The 18,681-nt window shown below is 57.3% G+C and carries 20 protein-coding genes and 1 riboswitch; of the genes, 3 read left to right on the top strand and 17 right to left on the bottom strand.

Annotated elements, in window-relative coordinates; genetic code table 11:
* The first annotated feature begins 61 nt into the window (after window positions 1-61).
* Window positions 62-229, top strand: coding sequence for a hypothetical protein (locus ACR0CR_RS05915; RefSeq protein ID WP_480597627.1), 168 nt, complete (start codon window positions 62-64; stop codon window positions 227-229).
* A 474-nt stretch (window positions 230-703) separates the two neighbouring features.
* On the opposite strand, the gene trpB is transcribed toward ACR0CR_RS05915, so the two are convergent.
* The 7 genes from trpB to ACR0CR_RS05880 form a co-directional block, all read right to left on the bottom strand.
* Window positions 704-1,951, bottom strand: coding sequence for a tryptophan synthase subunit beta (trpB, locus tag ACR0CR_RS05910; RefSeq protein ID WP_480597626.1), 1,248 nt, complete (start codon window positions 1,949-1,951; stop codon window positions 704-706).
* A gap of 78 nt (window positions 1,952-2,029) precedes the next feature.
* On the bottom strand, window positions 2,030-2,671 hold the full coding sequence (locus ACR0CR_RS05905) for a phosphoribosylanthranilate isomerase (RefSeq protein WP_480597624.1): 642 nt from the start codon (window positions 2,669-2,671) through the stop codon (window positions 2,030-2,032).
* Window positions 2,672-2,680: 9 nt separating this feature from the next.
* The gene (locus tag ACR0CR_RS05900) at window positions 2,681-3,031 is read right to left on the bottom strand and encodes a lipopolysaccharide assembly protein LapA domain-containing protein (protein WP_480597623.1); all 351 of its coding nucleotides are present in this window, start codon (window positions 3,029-3,031) and stop codon (window positions 2,681-2,683) included.
* A 7-nt stretch (window positions 3,032-3,038) separates the two neighbouring features.
* Window positions 3,039-3,323, bottom strand: coding sequence for an integration host factor subunit beta (gene ihfB, locus ACR0CR_RS05895; protein ID WP_008758048.1), 285 nt, complete (start codon window positions 3,321-3,323; stop codon window positions 3,039-3,041).
* A 270-nt stretch (window positions 3,324-3,593) separates the two neighbouring features.
* Window positions 3,594-5,270 carry a 30S ribosomal protein S1 gene (rpsA, locus tag ACR0CR_RS05890; protein ID WP_480597622.1) on the bottom strand — a complete coding sequence of 559 codons (1,677 nt, stop codon included), beginning with the start codon at window positions 5,268-5,270 and terminating at the stop codon, window positions 3,594-3,596.
* A 262-nt stretch (window positions 5,271-5,532) separates the two neighbouring features.
* Complete coding sequence (locus tag ACR0CR_RS05885) at window positions 5,533-5,733, bottom strand: DUF6525 family protein (RefSeq protein WP_480598235.1); 201 nt, start codon at window positions 5,731-5,733, stop codon at window positions 5,533-5,535.
* A 191-nt stretch (window positions 5,734-5,924) separates the two neighbouring features.
* Window positions 5,925-6,461, bottom strand: coding sequence for a hypothetical protein (locus ACR0CR_RS05880; protein WP_480597621.1), 537 nt, complete (start codon window positions 6,459-6,461; stop codon window positions 5,925-5,927).
* Between the two features lie 217 nt (window positions 6,462-6,678).
* Between ACR0CR_RS05880 and ACR0CR_RS05875 the strand changes: the two genes are divergently transcribed.
* Window positions 6,679-7,158: a YHS domain-containing (seleno)protein gene (locus ACR0CR_RS05875; RefSeq protein WP_480597620.1), complete on the top strand. Its 480-nt coding sequence runs from the start codon at window positions 6,679-6,681 to the stop codon at window positions 7,156-7,158.
* A 24-nt stretch (window positions 7,159-7,182) separates the two neighbouring features.
* Here the strand turns inward: ACR0CR_RS05875 and ACR0CR_RS05870 are convergent, their stop codons facing one another.
* The 10 genes from ACR0CR_RS05870 to miaB all read right to left on the bottom strand — a co-directional run bounded on the left by ACR0CR_RS05870 (window position 7,183) and on the right by miaB (window position 17,690).
* Window positions 7,183-7,800, bottom strand: coding sequence for a (d)CMP kinase (locus ACR0CR_RS05870; protein ID WP_480597619.1), 618 nt, complete (start codon window positions 7,798-7,800; stop codon window positions 7,183-7,185).
* Entirely contained in the window at window positions 7,797-9,143 is a 1,347-nt protein-coding gene (gene aroA / locus ACR0CR_RS05865; RefSeq protein WP_480597618.1) for a 3-phosphoshikimate 1-carboxyvinyltransferase, read from the bottom strand. The genes ACR0CR_RS05870 and aroA overlap by 4 nt, the downstream gene beginning before the upstream one ends.
* Window positions 9,144-9,211: 68 nt before the next feature.
* Window positions 9,212-9,922, bottom strand: a complete 711-nt coding sequence (gene trmB / locus ACR0CR_RS05860) for a tRNA (guanine(46)-N(7))-methyltransferase TrmB (protein WP_480597617.1) — start codon at window positions 9,920-9,922, stop codon at window positions 9,212-9,214.
* 124 nt (window positions 9,923-10,046) lie between these two features.
* The gene (gene metK / locus ACR0CR_RS05855; RefSeq protein ID WP_480597616.1) at window positions 10,047-11,228 is read right to left on the bottom strand and encodes a methionine adenosyltransferase; all 1,182 of its coding nucleotides are present in this window, start codon (window positions 11,226-11,228) and stop codon (window positions 10,047-10,049) included.
* 5 nt (window positions 11,229-11,233) lie between these two features.
* Window positions 11,234-11,282: riboswitch (SAM-SAH riboswitch) on the bottom strand.
* A gap of 45 nt (window positions 11,283-11,327) precedes the next feature.
* Window positions 11,328-12,830 carry an apolipoprotein N-acyltransferase gene (gene lnt, locus ACR0CR_RS05850; RefSeq protein WP_480597615.1) on the bottom strand — a complete coding sequence of 501 codons (1,503 nt, stop codon included), beginning with the start codon at window positions 12,828-12,830 and terminating at the stop codon, window positions 11,328-11,330.
* A complete protein-coding gene (locus ACR0CR_RS05845; protein WP_480597614.1) occupies window positions 12,827-13,708 on the bottom strand; it encodes a hemolysin family protein in 882 nt (293 codons plus the stop codon). Before ACR0CR_RS05845 ends, lnt begins: the two co-directional genes overlap by 4 nt.
* A 36-nt stretch (window positions 13,709-13,744) precedes the next feature.
* Entirely contained in the window at window positions 13,745-14,239 is a 495-nt protein-coding gene (gene ybeY / locus ACR0CR_RS05840) for an rRNA maturation RNase YbeY (RefSeq protein WP_480597613.1), read from the bottom strand.
* A gap of 41 nt (window positions 14,240-14,280) precedes the next feature.
* Complete coding sequence (locus ACR0CR_RS05835; protein WP_480597612.1) at window positions 14,281-15,303, bottom strand: PhoH family protein; 1,023 nt, start codon at window positions 15,301-15,303, stop codon at window positions 14,281-14,283.
* A 144-nt stretch (window positions 15,304-15,447) separates the two neighbouring features.
* Window positions 15,448-16,194: an outer membrane protein gene (locus ACR0CR_RS05830; RefSeq protein ID WP_480597611.1), complete on the bottom strand. Its 747-nt coding sequence runs from the start codon at window positions 16,192-16,194 to the stop codon at window positions 15,448-15,450.
* A 176-nt stretch (window positions 16,195-16,370) separates the two neighbouring features.
* Window positions 16,371-17,690 carry a tRNA (N6-isopentenyl adenosine(37)-C2)-methylthiotransferase MiaB gene (miaB, locus tag ACR0CR_RS05825; protein ID WP_480597610.1) on the bottom strand — a complete coding sequence of 440 codons (1,320 nt, stop codon included), beginning with the start codon at window positions 17,688-17,690 and terminating at the stop codon, window positions 16,371-16,373.
* A 120-nt stretch (window positions 17,691-17,810) separates the two neighbouring features.
* Here miaB and ACR0CR_RS05820 point away from each other — a divergent pair, with 120 nt between their 5' ends.
* Window positions 17,811-18,674 (top strand): hypothetical protein, encoded by an 864-nt coding sequence (locus tag ACR0CR_RS05820; protein ID WP_480597609.1) that lies wholly within the window; start codon window positions 17,811-17,813, stop codon window positions 18,672-18,674.
* The last annotated feature ends 7 nt before the right edge of the window (window positions 18,675-18,681 follow it).

Below are 18,681 nucleotides of genomic sequence, written 5' to 3'. Positions count from 1 at the left end.
GCCGGGAAAATTGGCCGGGGCTCCGATCGAAATAATCGCTGTTGTTATCCCAGGAAGGTAATTGACGAAAATCGTCCCCCCATTTGGGGTGGTGACTGAGGTGGGTATTGAACCTGACGCCGCCCCGAAAGCCCACGTTCTGTTGCTGGTGCAAAAGGCCAGCACTGTCACCATTAATGAAACTGAAAGCAGCTTCCGTAAAAAGGACCAAACCATCCCGACCTCCTAACGCACAACCACGCGCATTTACCTGAGCGAGCTGATCTGTTTCGACCATCGCACACCGCTCGAATTCCCGATATGACCGGGGTTCCCCAAAAGACACCGGCCGTTGAGCGCGACCGGTTAACAAAGGGTTAACTTAAATAGTCGGTTCTGTATAGAAATACGGTGCATTCTGTTGGCCGATGAAACTCTGGCAACACATTGCAACCACGCGATTTATCCGCCTTGAGCCAGGTTTGGCGTCGCTAGGAAGGCCAAATAGCTAAGTTTTTCACCCCAGCTGGATGCTGCTGATCAAACGGCTAGCAGGCCGGGCCGCTATCTTCCGTCAAGCCCTGTTGTTGCCAGCCGCCAAACAATAATACCGAAACCTCTGAACTATTGCAGGCCACGGCACCACCAGAAGGCCCACACCAACAGCGGAGATTGTCCCCGCCGCGGCTTAGTAAAAGCATCCCGATTTGTTACACGGCGCTGTTTAGCCCGCGTCCCGGCCTTCGGTGTCGGTCATGTCGAAGTTCAGGTATTTCGCAACCGTTTGAACGTCCTTGTCACCCCGACCGCACATGTTCATGCAAATGATGTGATCGCTGGGAAGGTCCGGCGCGATCTTCATCACATGGGCCAAGGCGTGGCTGGGCTCTAGCGCGGGGATAATGCCTTCAGTGGCGCAGCACAGCTGAAACGCCTCAAGCGCTTCCTTGTCGGTGATCGCGACATAGTTCGCCCGGCCAATATCGTTCAACCAGGAATGCTCCGGCCCAATGCCGGGATAGTCCAGACCCGCCGAGATCGAATAGCCTTCGAGAATCTGCCCATCATCATCTTGCAGCAGATAAGTCCGGTTACCATGCAGCACGCCGGGGCGGCCACCGGTCAGCGAGGCGCAATGCTCCATTTTCTCGTTCACGCCCTTGCCACCAGCTTCGACGCCAATGATGTTGACGGATTTGTCGTCAAGGAACGGGTAGAACAGACCCATCGCGTTCGAGCCACCGCCGATGGCGGCGATGATCGTATCGGGCAAGCGCCCTTCGGCCTTCATCATCTGTTCTTTGGCTTCCTTGCCGATGATCGATTGGAAATCGCGCACCATTGCCGGATAAGGATGCGGCCCGGCCACGGTTCCGATGCAATAGAACGTATCGCGCACATTGGTCACCCAATCGCGCAGCGCATCGTTCATCGCGTCTTTCAACGTGCTACGACCCGAAGTCACCGGAATCACCTCGGCACCTAACAGGCGCATACGAAACACGTTCGGCGCCTGACGCTGTACGTCATGGGCACCCATATATACGATGCATTTCAGACCAAATTTGGCGCAAACGGTGGCGGTGGCCACGCCGTGCTGCCCTGCCCCGGTTTCCGCGATGATGCGGGTCTTGCCCATCCGCCGCGCCAGAATGATCTGGCCCAGCACGTTGTTGATCTTGTGTGCGCCGGTGTGGTTCAACTCGTCGCGTTTGAGGTAAATCTTTGCACCACCCAGATGCTCGGTCAGACGCTCGGCGTAGTATAGCGGCGAGGGACGTCCTACATAGTTCGCCCACAGATCGTCCATCTCGGCCCAGAAGGTCGGGTCGTCTTTGGCCTTTTCATATTCCTCTTCCAGCGACAGGATCAGCGGCATCAGCGTTTCGCTGACAAACCGTCCGCCGAAGATGCCGAAACGGCCCTGTTCATCCGGGCCGGACATGAAGGAATTGAAAAGATCGTTGGCCATGGGTGTCTCCGTCTTCGTACCGCTTGTTCATAGGAGGTAGCGGCGGGATTTGCCATGGCAAAACGTAACCCGGCGGCACTAGCCTGCGGCGTCGATAAACGCGCGGATCAGGTCCGCGTCCTTGACGCCCGGCGCGCTTTCCACACCAGAGGCCACGTCGACCTGACGTGCGCCGGTCATGCGTACCGCTTCGGCCACGTTGTCTGGGTTAAGACCACCTGCCAGCATCCATGGCTTGCGCCAGTATTTGCGCCCGGCCAGCAGACGCCAGTCAAACGCCAAACCGTTACCGCCAGGAAGCACGGCGTTTTTGGGAGCCTTCGCGTCGATCAGCAGCTGATCGGCAACATCGCTGTAGGGATCGATCGCGGATAGGTCCTCGGCGTCTGCAACGCCAATGACCTTCATGACCGGCAAGCCATAGCGATCCTTGATCTGTTGCACACGCTGAACTGTCTCGTCCCCATGCAATTGCAACATATCGAACGGCGCAGCCTGCAATATGCTGTCGAGCAGTTCGTCCGTGGGGTTCACCACCAACGCGACCTTGGCGACGCCCACAGGCACAGGGGTTGTCAATTCGGCAACCAGTTCCGGTGAGACATAGCGCGGTGACTTGGGGAAGAAGTTAAATCCCAAATACCGCGCGCCCGCATCAACCGCAGCGCGCACGTGCTTGGGCGCGGTCAAACCGCAGATTTTGACTGCTACATTGGGCATTTGCGCGCCTTAGCTGGCTTCGTCCAGCAGAGCAAGAACCTCGTCCTTGCCTTCGTTCTGCTTTTTCTTGAGCTTGTTGACCTCACGCTCAAGCTTGCGCACTTCGCTTTTCTTGACCGTGGCATCCTTGCGATGCTTGTGCTCGCGCAGCCATTCCCACAGGAACCCGATCACCAGACCGGCGATAACCCCGCCCAGAACCACGATGAACAGCGGAAGAGACGTGGAAAGGTTGAACCCCAAAAGCTCGGCCAGGGCATCTGGCATTAGCTTGAGTTCGACAATTTGGCGGTTGGCCAACGAGACTGAGATCAGAATGATCCCGAGAATACCGAGAAAGGCGTAACGAATATAGCGCATCATGAGGTCAGGCTTTACCGTTCAAACGATCCCTTAGCAACTTGCCAGTCTTGAAAAATGGAACACATTTTTCTTCGACCTGCACGGTCTCGCCAGTTCTGGGATTCCGGCCCACACGAGCATCACGCTTTTTGACCGAAAACGCGCCAAAGCCGCGCAATTCCACACGGTCGCCGCGCGACATCGCATCGGTGACCTCCTCAAAAACGGTATTCACGATCCGCTCGACATCGCGTTGATACAAATGCGGGTTCTCGTCTGCAATTTTTTGAATCAATTCAGAACGGATCATGCGCGCTACCCTCCCAGGCGACCGGTTTACCATCTCTATTGTTCTGACCAGTATAGGAAAAAACCTGGTTCGGGGGAACGTTAACTCTTTGCATTGATCGGTCATTTTTGGCCAATCCTGCGTGATTTTTCGCTTGGTGGCCCAAATTACTGCGTTGCTTGCACGCTTGGCGGGATTGAACACGGTCATGTGGAACACATTGATTCGCAACAAAAACGGCCCCGCGCACGTGCACGGGGCCGAAATTCTTGTTCAGACTGTCGCCTGAGATTAGTCGCCGGATTTCAGCGCTGCACCCAGGATATCGCCCAGCGATGCGCCCGAGTCGGAAGAACCGTACTGTTCCACGGCCTCTTTCTCTTCGGCGATTTCGCGCGCTTTGATCGACAGACCCAGACGGCGGGTCTTGCTGTCGACATTGGTGACGCGGACATCGACCTTGTCGCCAGTGTTGAAACGCTCGGGGCGCTGTTCAGCGCGATCACGCGACAGGTCCGAACGACGGATGAAGGATTTCATGCCTTCGTATTCGACCTCGATGCCGCCATCTTCGATCGCGGTGACTTCAACGGTGATGACCGAACCACGCTTCACGCCGCCCACGGCTTCGGCAAACTTGTCACCGCCCAGGGCTTTGATCGACAGCGAGATACGCTCTTTTTCAACGTCAACTTCCGAGACAACGGCCGAAACCATGTCGCCTTTGCGGTAGTTCTGGATCGCATCCTCGCCACGCTCGTCCCAGGACAGATCCGACAGGTGAACCATGCCGTCGATGTCGCCTTCGAGGCCAATGAACAGACCAAATTCGGTGATGTTCTTGACTTCGCCTTCGACTTCGGTGCCCTCGGGGTGTGTTTCTGCAAACACTTCCCATGGGTTGCGCTGAGTCTGCTTCAGGCCCAGAGACACGCGGCGCTTGGCGCCGTCGATTTCCAGAACCATGACGTCGACTTCCTGGCTGGTCGAAACGATCTTGCCGGGGTGGACGTTTTTCTTGGTCCAGGACATCTCGGACACGTGCACCAGACCTTCGACGCCGGCTTCCAGCTCGACGAACGCGCCGTAGTCGGTGATGTTGGTGACGCGACCCTGATGGACCGAGCCCAGCGGGTATTTGGCAGCAACCAGATCCCACGGATCTTCCTGCAGCTGCTTCATGCCCAGGCTGATGCGGTGGGTTTCTTTGTTGATCTTGATGACCTGAACCTTGATGGTTTCGCCGATCGTCAGGATCTCGGACGGGTGGTTCACACGGCGCCATGCCATGTCGGTGACGTGCAGCAGGCCGTCAACGCCGCCCAGGTCAACGAATGCACCGTATTCAGTGATGTTCTTGACAACACCCTCGACGGTCTGACCTTCGGTCAGGTTGCCGATAACTTCGGCACGCTGTTCGGCACGCGATTCTTCCAGGATGGCGCGGCGCGAAACAACGATGTTGCCACGGCGGCGGTCCATTTTCAGAATCTGGAACGGCTGCTTCAGACCCATCAGCGGGCCAGCGTCGCGCACGGGACGAACGTCAACCTGCGAGCCGGGCAGGAATGCAACTGCGCCACCCAGATCGACGGTGAAGCCACCTTTGACGCGACCAAAGATTGCACCTTCGACGCGCTGGTCGTCGGCATATGCTTTTTCCAGACGGTCCCATGCCTCTTCACGGCGGGCCATCTCGCGCGAGATGACAGCTTCGCCACGGGCGTTTTCTGCGGCGCGCAGGTAAACTTCGACCTCGTCACCAACAGCGATTTCAGGGGCTTCGCCGGGATTTGCGAATTCTTTCAGATCAACGCGGCCTTCCATTTTGTAGCCTACGTCGATGATGGCTTGGCCGGCTTCAACCGCCAGAACCTTGCCTTTGACAACAGAACCCTCTTCGGGTGTGTCCATTTCGAAGCTTTCGTTCAGGAGGGCTTCGAATTCCTCCATAGATGTATCAGCCATGTGGCGTCGTTTTCCTTTACATACGTTTTTACTGGCCGAACGGTTGTTTCCGCCGGTCTTGTTTCATGATGCCTTCAGGCGTAATCCGGAACGCGCCTGAGCAAACAAACACAAAGGGCCGAGGTAACCCGGCCCTGCTCAGAAACGTCATCCGGACGTTGACCGCCCGTGTTTAGACAGCGCGCGTATAGGCTGAATTCCTGCAATGTGCAAGGGCTAAGCCTTTTGAAACCGGCGCTTCGGCGGACGCCGCGCAAAGACATCAATCCTTGTGCCGCCAGATTGAAGCGTCGCGCTGCAACATCGAACGTTCGATTGCGTTCAAAGTTGAGATCGCGGCGTCTGGGCTATTGGAACCACCTGCGCGGTTCCAGACTTTCAGTGCCGAAGACGGGCTCCAGGGTAGACAAGCACCAGCCAGCCAAACTCTGAGAGTTCGGGGCAGCGCATCATAGGCTTGCATCGGCGACACGCGCCGCCTGCGTCGCTTGAGGCTCGTGCGAAGGTTTCGTCTTGAGCCGCCGCCTGTACCGTTTGCCGCTTTTGATTTTAGATGCGTGTGCACCGATCTGTTCCCGCCACTGTTAGATATGTTACGATATCACATATCTAACACGGCAGTTCAAGGCCGATCCGGCAGACATATCCCCGCGTTTAGATTTCCTCGCCCTTCTTCAACAGCTCTTCGATCAATGACCGCTGCAACTCATTGCTGTCGCCGCCTCCGAACTGAAGCGCCTCGCTGGAATAGAGCGTTCCATAGGTCTTGGCGATGTTTACCGTCTGCGCGAGACCGGAAATCAGTTGGTTTTTTTCCAGCGACGACAACGGGTGAATAAAGGTCGCCCAAAGCGTTCCGTTGGCAATCGCATACCGCGCATCCAGCGTGCTGTCGAAATTGGCTTGCATCATGCGGCGCATATCCTCGGGTGTCAGGTCCTCGGCGCTGCGTATCGATACCATCGCGCGCATTCGGTCAGAAAAGACATCGGTGATCACCAATACCGGGACGTCCACAAGGGTAAGTTGAAACCCAATTGGCCCACGCGGTTGTGCTTCGGGATCCAAGGCAAAGATGATCTTGCCCAGCCGCTCATACGTCATTGGCGGCTCCGATTCCGGTGCCTCGGGAGCCTCCTGCGCGGTCAGGCTTCCCGCCAGAAAAATCAGGAATAGGGCTAGACGGATCATGGTAACGCTCCTGCAAACTGCAGGTTCACAATAGGCGGACCGTCTCGATCTGACCAAACAAAGCTTGGTGAGGTTTATTCCAGGAAAGACACGTTTTTGAACGAACGGCAAAGTTTTACGTCCCAACTGCAATAGCTCGTTCAAAGCACGGCACCTAGTTTTGTTTCAGCGGCGGGCAACCTGCCCACGTCGAACCAAAACACCGAAAGGACACGCAATGAAATCCCTTGTTCTCACCACCCTGATTGCCACCCTGCCTCTGGTCGCCAGCCCGGCTTTTGCGGCAGATGAAATCAACGTCTCGAACGGCATCTCGGCAGCAGGTGCGCCGTTGGCCGCCCATGGTGTCGATCTGGTCGCATTGATCAATGACGGCAATCCTGTCGAAGGGTTCGCAAGCCACTCCGCGACCTATGACGGGGCGTCCTACTATTTTACCAACGCAGCAAACCGCGAGGCGTTCGAGGCAAACCCGACCGCCTACCTGCCGCAGCATGGCGGGTTTTGCTCCTTCGGCGTGTCGGTCGGGAAAAAGTTTGATGGCGATCCTGATCAGTACATTGTCGCCGACGGCAAGTTGTACCTGTTTTTGAGCGCGGAAACGAGAAGCGCCTTTCTCAAGGACGTAACCGGCACAGCCAAAACGGCTGACGATCAGTGGGCGAACATCAAGAGCATCGCCGTGGGCGAGCTTTGACCCCTGCCATCCCTGCCCGTGGCGTTAGCGCGCTGCGGGCGATCTTTCTTCGATCAACTTGATTGCCTGCGCCAATGCAGCCGGAATACTCAGGTCAGATGTGTCCAACAAGACGGCGTCATCGGCGGGTTTCATTGGTGCCGTACTACGCTCAGCGTCGCGCGCATCACGTTCTCGCACATCCGCCAACACTTGGTCGCGGGTGACATCTGCGCCCTTCGCGCTGAGTTCAAGGTATCGGCGCTCGGCCCGGACCTCGGCACTCGCCGAAACAAACAGCTTGGCATCCGCATTGGGGCAGATCACGGTCCCAATGTCGCGCCCATCCAGCACCGCACCACCAGCCCGACGGGCAAAAGCGCGTTGAAAATCTACCAGGGCTGCGCGCACCTCGGGGATGACCGCAACTTTTGAGGCCGCTTGCGCAATCTCGGCAGTGCGAAGATCACCCTGCTCCAGCTCTTCAGCCATAAGAGCCCGCGCCGCTTCGACCGGATCTGTGCCATTCAGCGTGCGACGCCCAACCGCACGGTAGAGCAACCCTGTATCCAGATGCGCAAACCCGAAATGGGCGGCAACCCCTTTGGCAATCGTGCCCTTACCGGCCGCTGCCGGGCCGTCTATGGCAACGGTAAAGCTCATCCGCGTTCGACCTGCGCGCCTAGGCCAGCCATCAAAGGCTCGAAGATCGGGAACGAGGTCGCGATCGGGCCGCCATCGTCCACAGAAACCGGGTCTTTTGCACCCATCCCCATCACCATGAACGACATGGCGATGCGGTGATCCAGAAAGCTCTCGCAAATGCCGCCCCCAGGGACGTTACCGATGCCCAGCCCATCGACAGACCACCATTCCTCACCCTCTTCCACGGTGACACCATTTGCGCGCAAGCCCTGGGCCATCGCATCGATGCGGTCGCTTTCCTTGACGCGCAGCTCCTTAACGCCGCCCATCATCGTGGTGCCGGTGGCATTTGCCGCAACGACGGACAGCACCGGGTATTCGTCGATCATCGAAGCCGCGCGCTCGGATGGGACGTTGATGCCCTTCATGTCAGGCGAATAACGCGCGCGCAGATCGGCGACAGGTTCACCGCCTTCGATCCGCTCGTTTTCATAGGTCAGATTGGCCCCCATCTCGCGCAGCGTCGTGAACAAGCCCGCCCGCGTCGGGTTGAGGCCGATGCCTGGGACCAACACGTCCGACCCGGGTGTGATTAGCGCGGCACAGACGGGAAACGCCGCGCTGGACGGGTCGCGCGGCACCGCGATGACCTGAGGTTTCAGCTCGGGCCGACCCGTCAGCGTGATAACGCGCCCTTCATCGGTATCCTCAACGCTGATCTCTGCACCGAACCCAGCCAGCATCCTTTCTGAATGATCTCGGGTTGCCTCCTTCTCGATCACGACGGTTTTGCCCGGGGCGTTCAGGCCGGCCAGCAAAACAGCAGATTTGACCTGCGCCGAGGGTACGGGAACCTCGTATCGCACTGGCACCGGGTCCGCCGCGCCCACAATGGTCATGGGCAAGCGCCCGCCTTCGCGCCCAACGGATTGCGCGCCGAACAAAGCCAGCGGGTCGGTCACCCGCGCCATTGGACGCTTGTTCAGACTGGCGTCCCCCGTGAACGTCGCTGTGATGGGTGAGGTCGCCATCGCACCCATGATCAAGCGAACACCTGTGCCCGAGTTGCCGCAGTCGATCACTTGATCGGGCTCGGCAAACCCGCCGACGCCGACGCCGTGAACTGTCCATTCGCCATTGCCGTGATCTGTCACCTCCGCCCCGAATGCGCGCATGGCTTTGGCGGTGTCCAGAACGTCTTCACCCTCCAAGAGGCCCGAGATTTTCGTCTCGCCCACGGCCATGGCACCCAAGATCAGAGACCGATGCGAGATCGATTTGTCGCCCGGAACTTCTGCAATGCCGGTCAACGGGCCGCAGGGATGCGAGGTCATCGGGATGGGCGTGCCGTGTCCGGACATGGGGGCTCCTGTTTTCGCTATCAGTCCAAGGCGGATTAGCGAATTGGGGCCGGTTGGTCCAGCGGCAATCAGCCCGTGCGGCGGAAGGTCAGGTAATGCGGTGTGCGCCCTTCGCGCAGGGCCTTCTGTTCGTAGCGAGTGGAAATCCAGTCATCCCAAGGCGTGCGCCAGTCGGCTGGGCATTCGGCCAACCACTCAAAACCCGCCCGTGGCACTTCTTCCAAGGTCTGGCGGACATAGTCTGGAATATCAGTGGCAACGCGAAAAATGGAACCCGGTTTCAGGGCACGCGCAAGTGGTTCCAGATGCTCGGGCGTCACAAACCTGCGACGGTGGTGCCGCGTCTTGGGCCATGGATCAGGATAGAGCAAAAACGCCCGCGAGATGCTGGCCTCAGGCAGAACATCGAACAGATCGCGTGCGTCACCGGGATGTACGGCAAGGTTTTCGACACCTGATTTGCGGATCATACCCAACAGCATGGCGACACCGTTGATATAAGGCTCGGCCCCGATAATGCCGATATCGGGGTTGCTAGCGGCCTGATGCACCAGATGCTCGCCACCGCCAAAGCCGATCTCCAACCAGACATCACGACCACCGAACAGCTCCGTAAGGTTCAGCGGATGACGTTCTGGATTGCTTTCCCAATCCACATCGCCGGGCGACAGCGCATCAAGGTCTTCGCTCAGATATGTCTTTTGACTCGGTTTCAGGGTTTTTCCCTTGAACCGGCCATAAAAGTTCCTGCGGGGGCGTTGGGGCGTCTGGGTGCTCATGATCGTGCCCATACTGCGCAGGCCCTTCAGAAGCAAGGGGACGGCACGGCCAAACTGGCAGCCCTGCCATCCCCACAAGCTCCAGAATAGAGCGCGCCCGATAGGGCGCACCTTTGAACTAAGATCAGACCGCCGCTTTCAGGGCCGAAGTCAAGTCCGTGCGCTCCCAGCTAAAGCCGCCATCCGCATCGGGCTCGCGGCCAAAATGGCCGTAAGCCGCAGTGCGCTGATAAATCGGCTTGTTCAACTGCAGATGCTCGCGAATACCACGCGGGGTCAGGTCCATCACCTCTCCTACGGCTTTCTCGATGACCGCGTCCGCGATCTGACCCGTTCCATGCGTGTCGGCATAGATCGACAATGGCTTTGAAACGCCAATCGCATAGCTCAGCTGAATGGTGCAGCGTTCCGCCATGCCAGCCGCAACAACGTTTTTGGCCAAATATCGCGCCGCATAGGCCGCCGAACGGTCCACTTTGGTCGGGTCTTTGCCCGAGAATGCACCACCGCCATGCGGCGCAGCACCGCCATATGTGTCCACGATAATCTTGCGCCCGGTCAGGCCCGCGTCCCCGTCTGGGCCTCCGATCACGAATTTACCGGTCGGGTTCACGTGCCACTCGGTCTCGTTTGTCAACCAACCGTCGGGCAGAGTTTCAGTGATATAAGGCTCAACAATTGCACGAATGTCATCCGAGCTCAGCGCCTCGTCCAGATGCTGTGTCGACAGCACGATCGAGCTGACACCAACCGGCTTGCCGTCACGATAAACAACCGACAGCTGCGATTTCGCATCAGGTCCCAACGCAGGCTCTGTCCCGTTCTTTCGCACTTCTGCAAGCCGCCGCAGGATTGCGTGAGAGTACTGGATCGGAGCCGGCATCAACGCGGGCGTTTCCGTGGTGGCGTACCCGAACATGATGCCCTGATCTCCGGCACCTTCGTCCTTGTCGTCAGCTGCGTCCACGCCCTGTGCAATGTGGGCGGACTGCTCGTGCAGCAGGTTGGTCACTTCGACCGTCTGGTGGTGAAACTTATCCTGCTCGTATCCGATATCCTTGATACAGGCGCGCGCGATATCGTCAATGCGATCCATATAATCGTGCAACTTATCCTGATCAGACAGACCTACTTCTCCACCGATGACGACGCGATCGGTCGTAGCAAAGGTTTCGCACGCCACGCGCGCTTCGGGTTCTTCGTTCAGAAATGCGTCAAGGACGGCATCCGAAATCCGGTCGCAAACCTTATCCGGGTGCCCTTCGGAAACCGATTCCGAAGTGAAAGTGTAATTCTGTCGGGACATGAATGTGCTCCATTGAGATTTTCCCGTCACGCCAGGAAGCCGTTGTGACGAGCATCCGAGTGGATAAGACGCCTAGCCGACCCGGTCAATCGCAAATCGTCATGCGCGCTTTCGATCGTTGCGCCAAAGCACAAAAAACAGGACCAACAGAAACACCAGCGCCGGAATGTCTCCGCTTCGCGAATAAACGGTCGGCGCTTGTGGTCGCGGCAAAACTGCATCGACATACCCGGCCTGCTCTAACCCCAGCGAGGCTGTTATCCGACCCAGCGGATCGATCATCGCCGACACTCCGGTATTGGCGGCGCGCATCATGGGAAGACCCTGCTCAATTGCCCGCATCTGGGCCTGCGCAAAGTGCTGATAGGGTCCCGTGCGGGTTCCAAACCAAGCGTCGTTGGTGATCTGCAGCAAAAAATCAGCACGTTCGGGCGCTGCGTGGACATCCTGAGTAAAGACTGCCTCATAGCAGATCAAAGGCAAAGCTCTTCCCAAGGGTCCCAAATCCATGACCTCTGGTCCCGGTCCGGCGCTAAAGCCGCTGCCCGTGGTCGCAGCCAAGCCAGCGATGCCGAACCGGGCCATCAGTTCGCCAAATGGCACATACTCGCCGAAAGGTGCAAGATGGTGCTTGTCATAGAGGCTTTCCACTTGCCCATCAGAGCCCAGCAAGACCATCGAGTTGTAAATACGCAGGCCGTCCGCCCGCTGAATCCCCAATACCACCGGGACATCCTGGGCTGCGTTCGATATCGCCGCCAAATATGGCTGCGCACTGCCCAACCAGGCGGGCACCGCGGTCTCTGGCCAGACGATCAGATCAGGGCGGGGCTGGGCTGCGGTGAATTCCAGTTGTCGCGTAAAGAACAGAGGCGCGAAATTCGGGTCCCACTTTTGATGCTGTGGGGCATTGGGTTGCACCAATCGGACGACATGTTCGGTGTCGATGACCGCGGGCCGGGTTGTCGCATGAAAAAGCGATGCGGCTAGAATCCCGATGGGCATCGCACCGGATATCATGAGCCCCCTAGCGGATCTATCGCCACTCAGCACGGCCCCCAATGGAAGCGTTGCCAGACACGTGAGCCCAGTCAGCCCGTACGGACCGACCAGGGACAGGGTCTGTGCGATCGGTGTATTGACCCAGACCTGCCCAATACCGGCCCACGGAAACCCGGTGAATAGGTATCCCCGTCCGAATTCTGCCAAAGACAGTGCGATGGCCAGCAGCATTCCCTGGCTCAAGGCCGGAGAACCTGCGCGACGCGACACACCAAAGGCCAATGCCCAGAACAGTGCCAGACCACCTGCCATAAAGATCAACGCAAACGGGGCCATCCAGGCGTGCCGCTCGGCATCCACCTGAAACGGTTCGACAATCCAGCTGAGCGCATGGGCAAAATACCCGATCCCAAAAGCCCAGCCCAGCCAGGCGGCACGACCCCGTGTCTCGCTTGTCAGAAATAGCGGCGCAATCAGAAACAACGCGGCAAGTGTCGCCGCCCAGTAGCCAGTTGGCGCCAGTCCGAATGCGCCAATTGCGCCCAACAGGCCCGCTGCAACAAGCCTGAGCCAAAATGGCCAGCGCTGAGTGAAATTCATGCAGCGATATCCGGCAGCATGACCCGCAGTCTTTTGATACGGCGGGGGTCGGCGTCAATCACTTCGAATTCCGGACCTTCGGGATGCAGAACGACCTCGCCGCGTGCCGGGACGCGCCCCGAGAGCATGAAGACCAATCCGCCCAGAGTGTCGATTTCTTCCTCATCAACGTCCTCGTGACTGGTCAGCGACCGTCCGATTTCAGCCTCGAACTCTTCCAGCGGGACCCGCGCCTGAACGACGTAACACCCAGGCTTTTCCTGAACCCAAAGTTGACCTTCGTCAGCGTCATGTTCGTCAGCGATTTCGCCAACCACCTGTTCGATCAGATCCTCGATTGTCAGCAACCCGTCAACGCCACCATACTCGTCGATCACCAGCGCCATGTGGCGGCGTTCGGTCTGCATCTTGGTCAGCAGCACACCAATCGGCATTGAAGGCGGAACGAACAGCAAGGTGCGCAACATGGATTTCAGATCAAATTCCGAGCCCTCGCCATTGAACCCGTGTGTCAATGCGAAGTCTTTGAGGTGAACAAAGCCCAAAGGCGTGTCCAGAGTGCCTTCATATACCGGGATCCGAGACATACCGCTGTCCCTGAACAGTTGGGCAAGTTCTTCCTTGGAACAGGTAGACGCAACCGAAACGATCTCGGCCGAGGGGATGGCAACATCTTCAACCCGCATACGGCGCAGGTTGATCATACCGCGCGGTTGTGTGTCCGTAACGCGATGGCCGTTTATCTGCTCTGCCTCTTCCTCATGAGAAGAAAAGGCATCCATAATACGCGAAAATAATCCGCTTTTCTCAGAATTTGCATTCGTGTCCTGAGGTTGCGCGCCCTGCGCCGCCCTAGAACTACCGTCTGTTTCGCCCATTTTCCTGTTCCAATTGGTCAGGCATAATTGCCCTCATCATACATTATATGGGTCATCTATGCCCAGTTTGCCAAGTATCTCGACTTCGATCCGCTCCATCAACGTGGCGTCCGGGTCGCGGATGTGATCATATCCCAACAAATGCAACGTTGCGTGAACAAGCAAATGTGTGGCGTGGTCATTCAGAGATTTTTCGGCATCAGCAGCCTCGCGCGCGCAGGTATTGTATGAAATCGCGATGTCGCCCAACGCAATCTCGCCGGTAAAATCCGCACTTGGTCGGAACGGTTGGCCACCCGCTTGATCCGACGCCAAATCCTCAGCAGGCCAACTGAGCACATTGGTCGCTTTGGGCTTGTCCCGAAACGCGGCATTCAGGTCAGCAATTCGGGCGTCATCACAACCCAAGACGCTGACCTCACAAATCGCGGGGTCCAAACCACAGTGGTCTAGAGTTGCGTCAATCGCGCGAACAGACAGCGCCTCAAGATCCCGCCAGCGGGTATCCTCAAGAGTAATGTCCAGATTCATTGTGGTCGCCCATCGCTTCGATCATGCAGCGCCGAAACGCGTTACCCCGTCTCTCGGCCTGAATCAGCCTCATAGGCTTCTATGATGGCTGCGACAAGCGGGTGGCGCACGACGTCTTTCGACGTGAAATAGTTGAAGCTGATATTTGGGATGGTTTTCAAAAGCCGTTCGGCATCGGCCAGACCGGATTGCACGCCGCGCGGCAGGTCCACCTGCGAGCGGTCGCCGGTGATCACCATTCGGCTGCCTTCACCCAAACGGGTCAGAAACATCTTCATCTGCATCGTGGTCGCATTTTGCGCTTCGTCCAGGACGACAAACGCATTTGCCAGTGTGCGCCCACGCATGAAGGCCAGCGGCGCGATTTCGATTCGTTTTTCCTCAATCAGCTTGGCGAGCTGTTTGCCGGGCAAAAAGTCGTTCAGCGCGTCATAAAGCGGCTGCATATATGGGTCGACCTTGTCTTTCATATCGCCAGGCAAATAACCCAGTTTCTCACCGGCCTCGACCGCAGGGCGACTGAGTATGATTCGGTCGACATGCCCACCGATAAACATCGAGACGCCGACGGCCACGGCCAGATAGGTTTTACCTGTTCCCGCAGGCCCAATCCCGAAGGCAAGTTCGTTGTTGAACAGCGATTGCACATAAGCCTTCTGTGCATCCGTGCGCGGTTCGACGAGTTTTTTGCGGGTCTTGATCTCGACCGTGCCGCCCTTGAACATCTCAAGCTGATCACCGTCGCGCGCACCTGTGCCCGCTTCTGAATTGCCCATTCGCAATTCGCGATCCACATCGGCCGCTTCGACATCGCGACCGCCCTCAAGCCTTGTGTACAAGGCCTGCAGGACCTCGATCGCCTGCTTCTGAGCTTCTTCCTCGCCCATGACAACAAGTTGGTTGCCACGGCGTAGAATTTGCACCGACAGCTTTTGCTCAATGTCTGCAAGATTGCGATCATATTCACCGCAAAGGTCAATCAAAAGTCGATTATCCGGAAATTCAACAAGCGCCTCGTGCGGGGGCGAGTCATTTTGCGGTGGGTTCAGGGCACCGATGGCCAATCCGCTCTCCTGTCTTGGCGTTACACCCCAAGCGTAGACAAGAATTCTTGGTGGATGCAAGCCGCAGTTGGAAATATTGCGCAGGCCATCACAAAAGTGCTCAACCCGCTGCGTCGCGCGTATTAGTCAGTGCAATCGTGGTGCTCAGAACGTATAATTCAGCCCGAACCGCAACCCGCGGTAATTGGGCGTGGATTTGGTGGACAAACCATTGCTGAGCTGAATCCGTTCCGAATCGAATTGCAGGTATTCGAATTCACCTGTGATCGACCAGTTTTCATTCAAATAGTGCTCCACTCCAGCGCTGGCGGAAAAGCCACTGCGCGAGTCAATTTGTTCCGAGACATCGACTGTGCCGCCACCCGTTAGTGTGTTCCGTGTGGTGATGTCGCCCTCAATATATCCAATGGTCGCAAAGTAAAGAACGCTGCGGCTGCGGTTTGTAATACCGCTGCGCAGCCTGACGGAAAATACGTCCGAGATCGAGGAGTATGCATCGACCTGAGTACCCCCGATCAATGTGGAAACGTCATCTTCGAGTGTGCCGAAATCATAACCGATTTCGATGCCGTACACATAGTTCCGTCCACCATAGAAAGGCAGCGTGCCGCGCCAACCGCCGCGCAGACCGCCATAGGTTCCACTGGGCTCAAGATCGCCAATCGGGAATGTGTTCGCGCCTGTCGAAAGGCCAAACCGGTCCGACCCCCCGTTTGCATACCCGGCGCTGGCCCCAAGGTAGAACGCGCTGACATCGCCCGAGACGGTTTGCGGGTTGATAACATCGGGTTCAGTGATTTCGCCGACAATGTCGCCCGCCTGCAAAGCCGAGGCCATAGCAAGCCACATCCAACTGACCAGCAGAGTATGCGACACATTCAGGAAGCGCATCCGGTTCACAGTATTTACCCTCCGCAACGCTGCATCCGATATCAAGGCCCAGCGCCATTCGTACACATCAGAGGATTTCCCCTGAAAAACCTAGCCTTCCTCGGAACATAGTTCCGAATCATAAATCAAGGGTAAATTTCGGATGAGCAAAGCACCGGCACGCGCCTCGTCCCAGGTCAGAGCAGTTGCCCCGCCAAAGAATTGGCGCCAGACGCCGTAATTCTTACCTTGCGTAAGTCTCCGGCTTCGACATTTGCGTCCGAGACGTGAACCGCGTGAAGATACTCGGATTTTCCAACCATCTGGCCGGGCTGACGACCAGGTTTTTCAAACAATACGCTAACTGACCGTCCGACCATCGCATCCTGAATTTCGCGCTGATGATGCGTGATCAAAGTTTGCAAACGTTGCAGTCTCTCATCGGCCACTTCCGCATCGACCTGTGGCCGTTCTGCCGCAGGTGTCCCTGGCCTAGTCGAATATTTGAAGGAATAGGCATAGCCATATTTGACCTGCTCGACCAGCTCCAAGGTGGCTTGAAAGTCCTCATCCGTCTCTTCGGGGAAGCCGACGATAAAATCGCCAGACATCAGGATGTCAGGCCGCGCATCGCGGATACGCTCGATCAGGCGCAGATAGCTTTCGGCGGTGTGGCTGCGATTCATACGCTTCAGAATTCGGTCGGAGCCCGACTGCACCGGTAGATGCAGATAAGGCATCAGTTTTTCACAAGTGGCATGCGCTTCGATCAGATCATCAGCCATGTCATTGGGGTGCGAGGTCGTAAATCGAATGCGCTCCAACCCATCGACCTTGTTCAACTCCCAGATCAAACCGGCCAGCGTCATGTCTCCGTTTGGTCCGGCCCCGTGATAGGCGTTTACGTTCTGGCCCAGCAATGTGATTTCGCGCACGCCGCGTTCAACAAGATCCTGTGCTTCGCGGATGATCCGATCGGCCGGGCGCGACACCTCGGCCCCGCGCGTATACGGCACCACACAGAAGGCACAGAATTTGTCGCATCCCTCTTGGACCGTCAGAAACGCGGTGGGTCCGCGTTTGGCTTTGGGCCGGTTCTTAAGCTTCTCGAACTTGTCCTCTTCGGGAAAATCGGTGTCCAGCGCCTTGGCGCCTTGCCGCGTTTTCGCCTCCATCTCGGGCAGGCGGTGATAGCTTTGAGGCCCCACAACCAGATCGACCAGAGGCTGCCGGCGCATGATCTCTTCGCCCTCAGCCTGAGCCACACAGCCTGCAACGCCAATCTTCAGATCGGGCTTTTCTGCCTTCAAACCTTTGAACCGGCCAAGTTCGGAATAGACCTTTTCAGCTGCTTTTTCGCGAATGTGACAGGTGTTCAGCAAGATCATGTCCGCGTCGTCAGGGCTTTTAGTCTCGACATACCCCTGCCCGCCCAGCGCTTCGGCCATCCGCTCGCTGTCATAGACATTCATCTGGCAACCATAGGTCTTGATGAAGAGCTTTTTGGGTTCTGACATGAAAACGGCCTTTGCATTCGCGGGATCGGCGTCGTCTATACTTTACGAACGCTGCTTGCAATGCCCGCCCGATTACCTGATTTTGACCTCAATATCCACCAAAGCGGTTCCAGGCAGGCAATGCAATACGACTCAGTTGACCATTTTCTTCAATCCGGAAAAGCTGCCCTTGCTAAAGGCCCCATCGCGCTGATTTTTGTAGAGGATGATGTCGAGATTGATAGTACAATCCGGCATCACCTGAATTTGGGCTTCAAATCCCTTGTCGCGTTCATGCCGCAGGAATTCGCGCTTGAGCCGGCGCTTTCGGATCAAATCCATCGCGTCACGATGACCTGCGCCCCCCGGACAACCGTTTTCGAAACGATCAATCAGATCATAAAGGCCGCACCGGGGCTGTGGATGTATTACGGTTACAACGCCGAGTATCTCTTCTTTCCGTTCTGCGAGACGAGAACGATCGGCGAGATGCTGGCCTTCCATAGCGAGGAACGCCGAAACGCAATGCTGGCCCATGTCGTCGATCTTTACGCCGACGATCTTGAGGCCTTCCCCAATGGCGTCGCGCCGGATCGGGCCATGTTGGACAAAACAGGCTATTACGCCCAGACCCGTCATGACGCCGATGGCCACCCGATTGACCGCCAATTGGAGATGTCGGGCGGGCTTCGATGGCGGTTCGAGGATCATATCCCTTACGAGCGTCGCCGAATTGACCGGATCGCACTGTTCAAATCGCGCAAAGACCTGACGCTTTTACCGGACCACAGGTTCAGCGACGCGGAATACAATACCTATTCTTGCCCGTGGCATCACAATCTGACGGTGGCGGTCTGCTCTTTCCGCGCAGCCAAGGCACTAAAGACCAACGCAGGCTCGACATTCGACATACCAACCTTCTGTTGGCATCACTCGATGTCTTTCGAATGGACATCGACACAATTGCTCGACCTCGGCCTTATCGAATCCGGTCAGTGGTTCTGATCCGCTC

The sequence above is a fragment of the Ruegeria sp. AM2 genome (genome assembly GCF_056540685.1).
The sequence above is the reverse complement of the archived record's forward strand: the minus strand, read 5'-3'. Positions and strand labels throughout refer to the sequence as shown.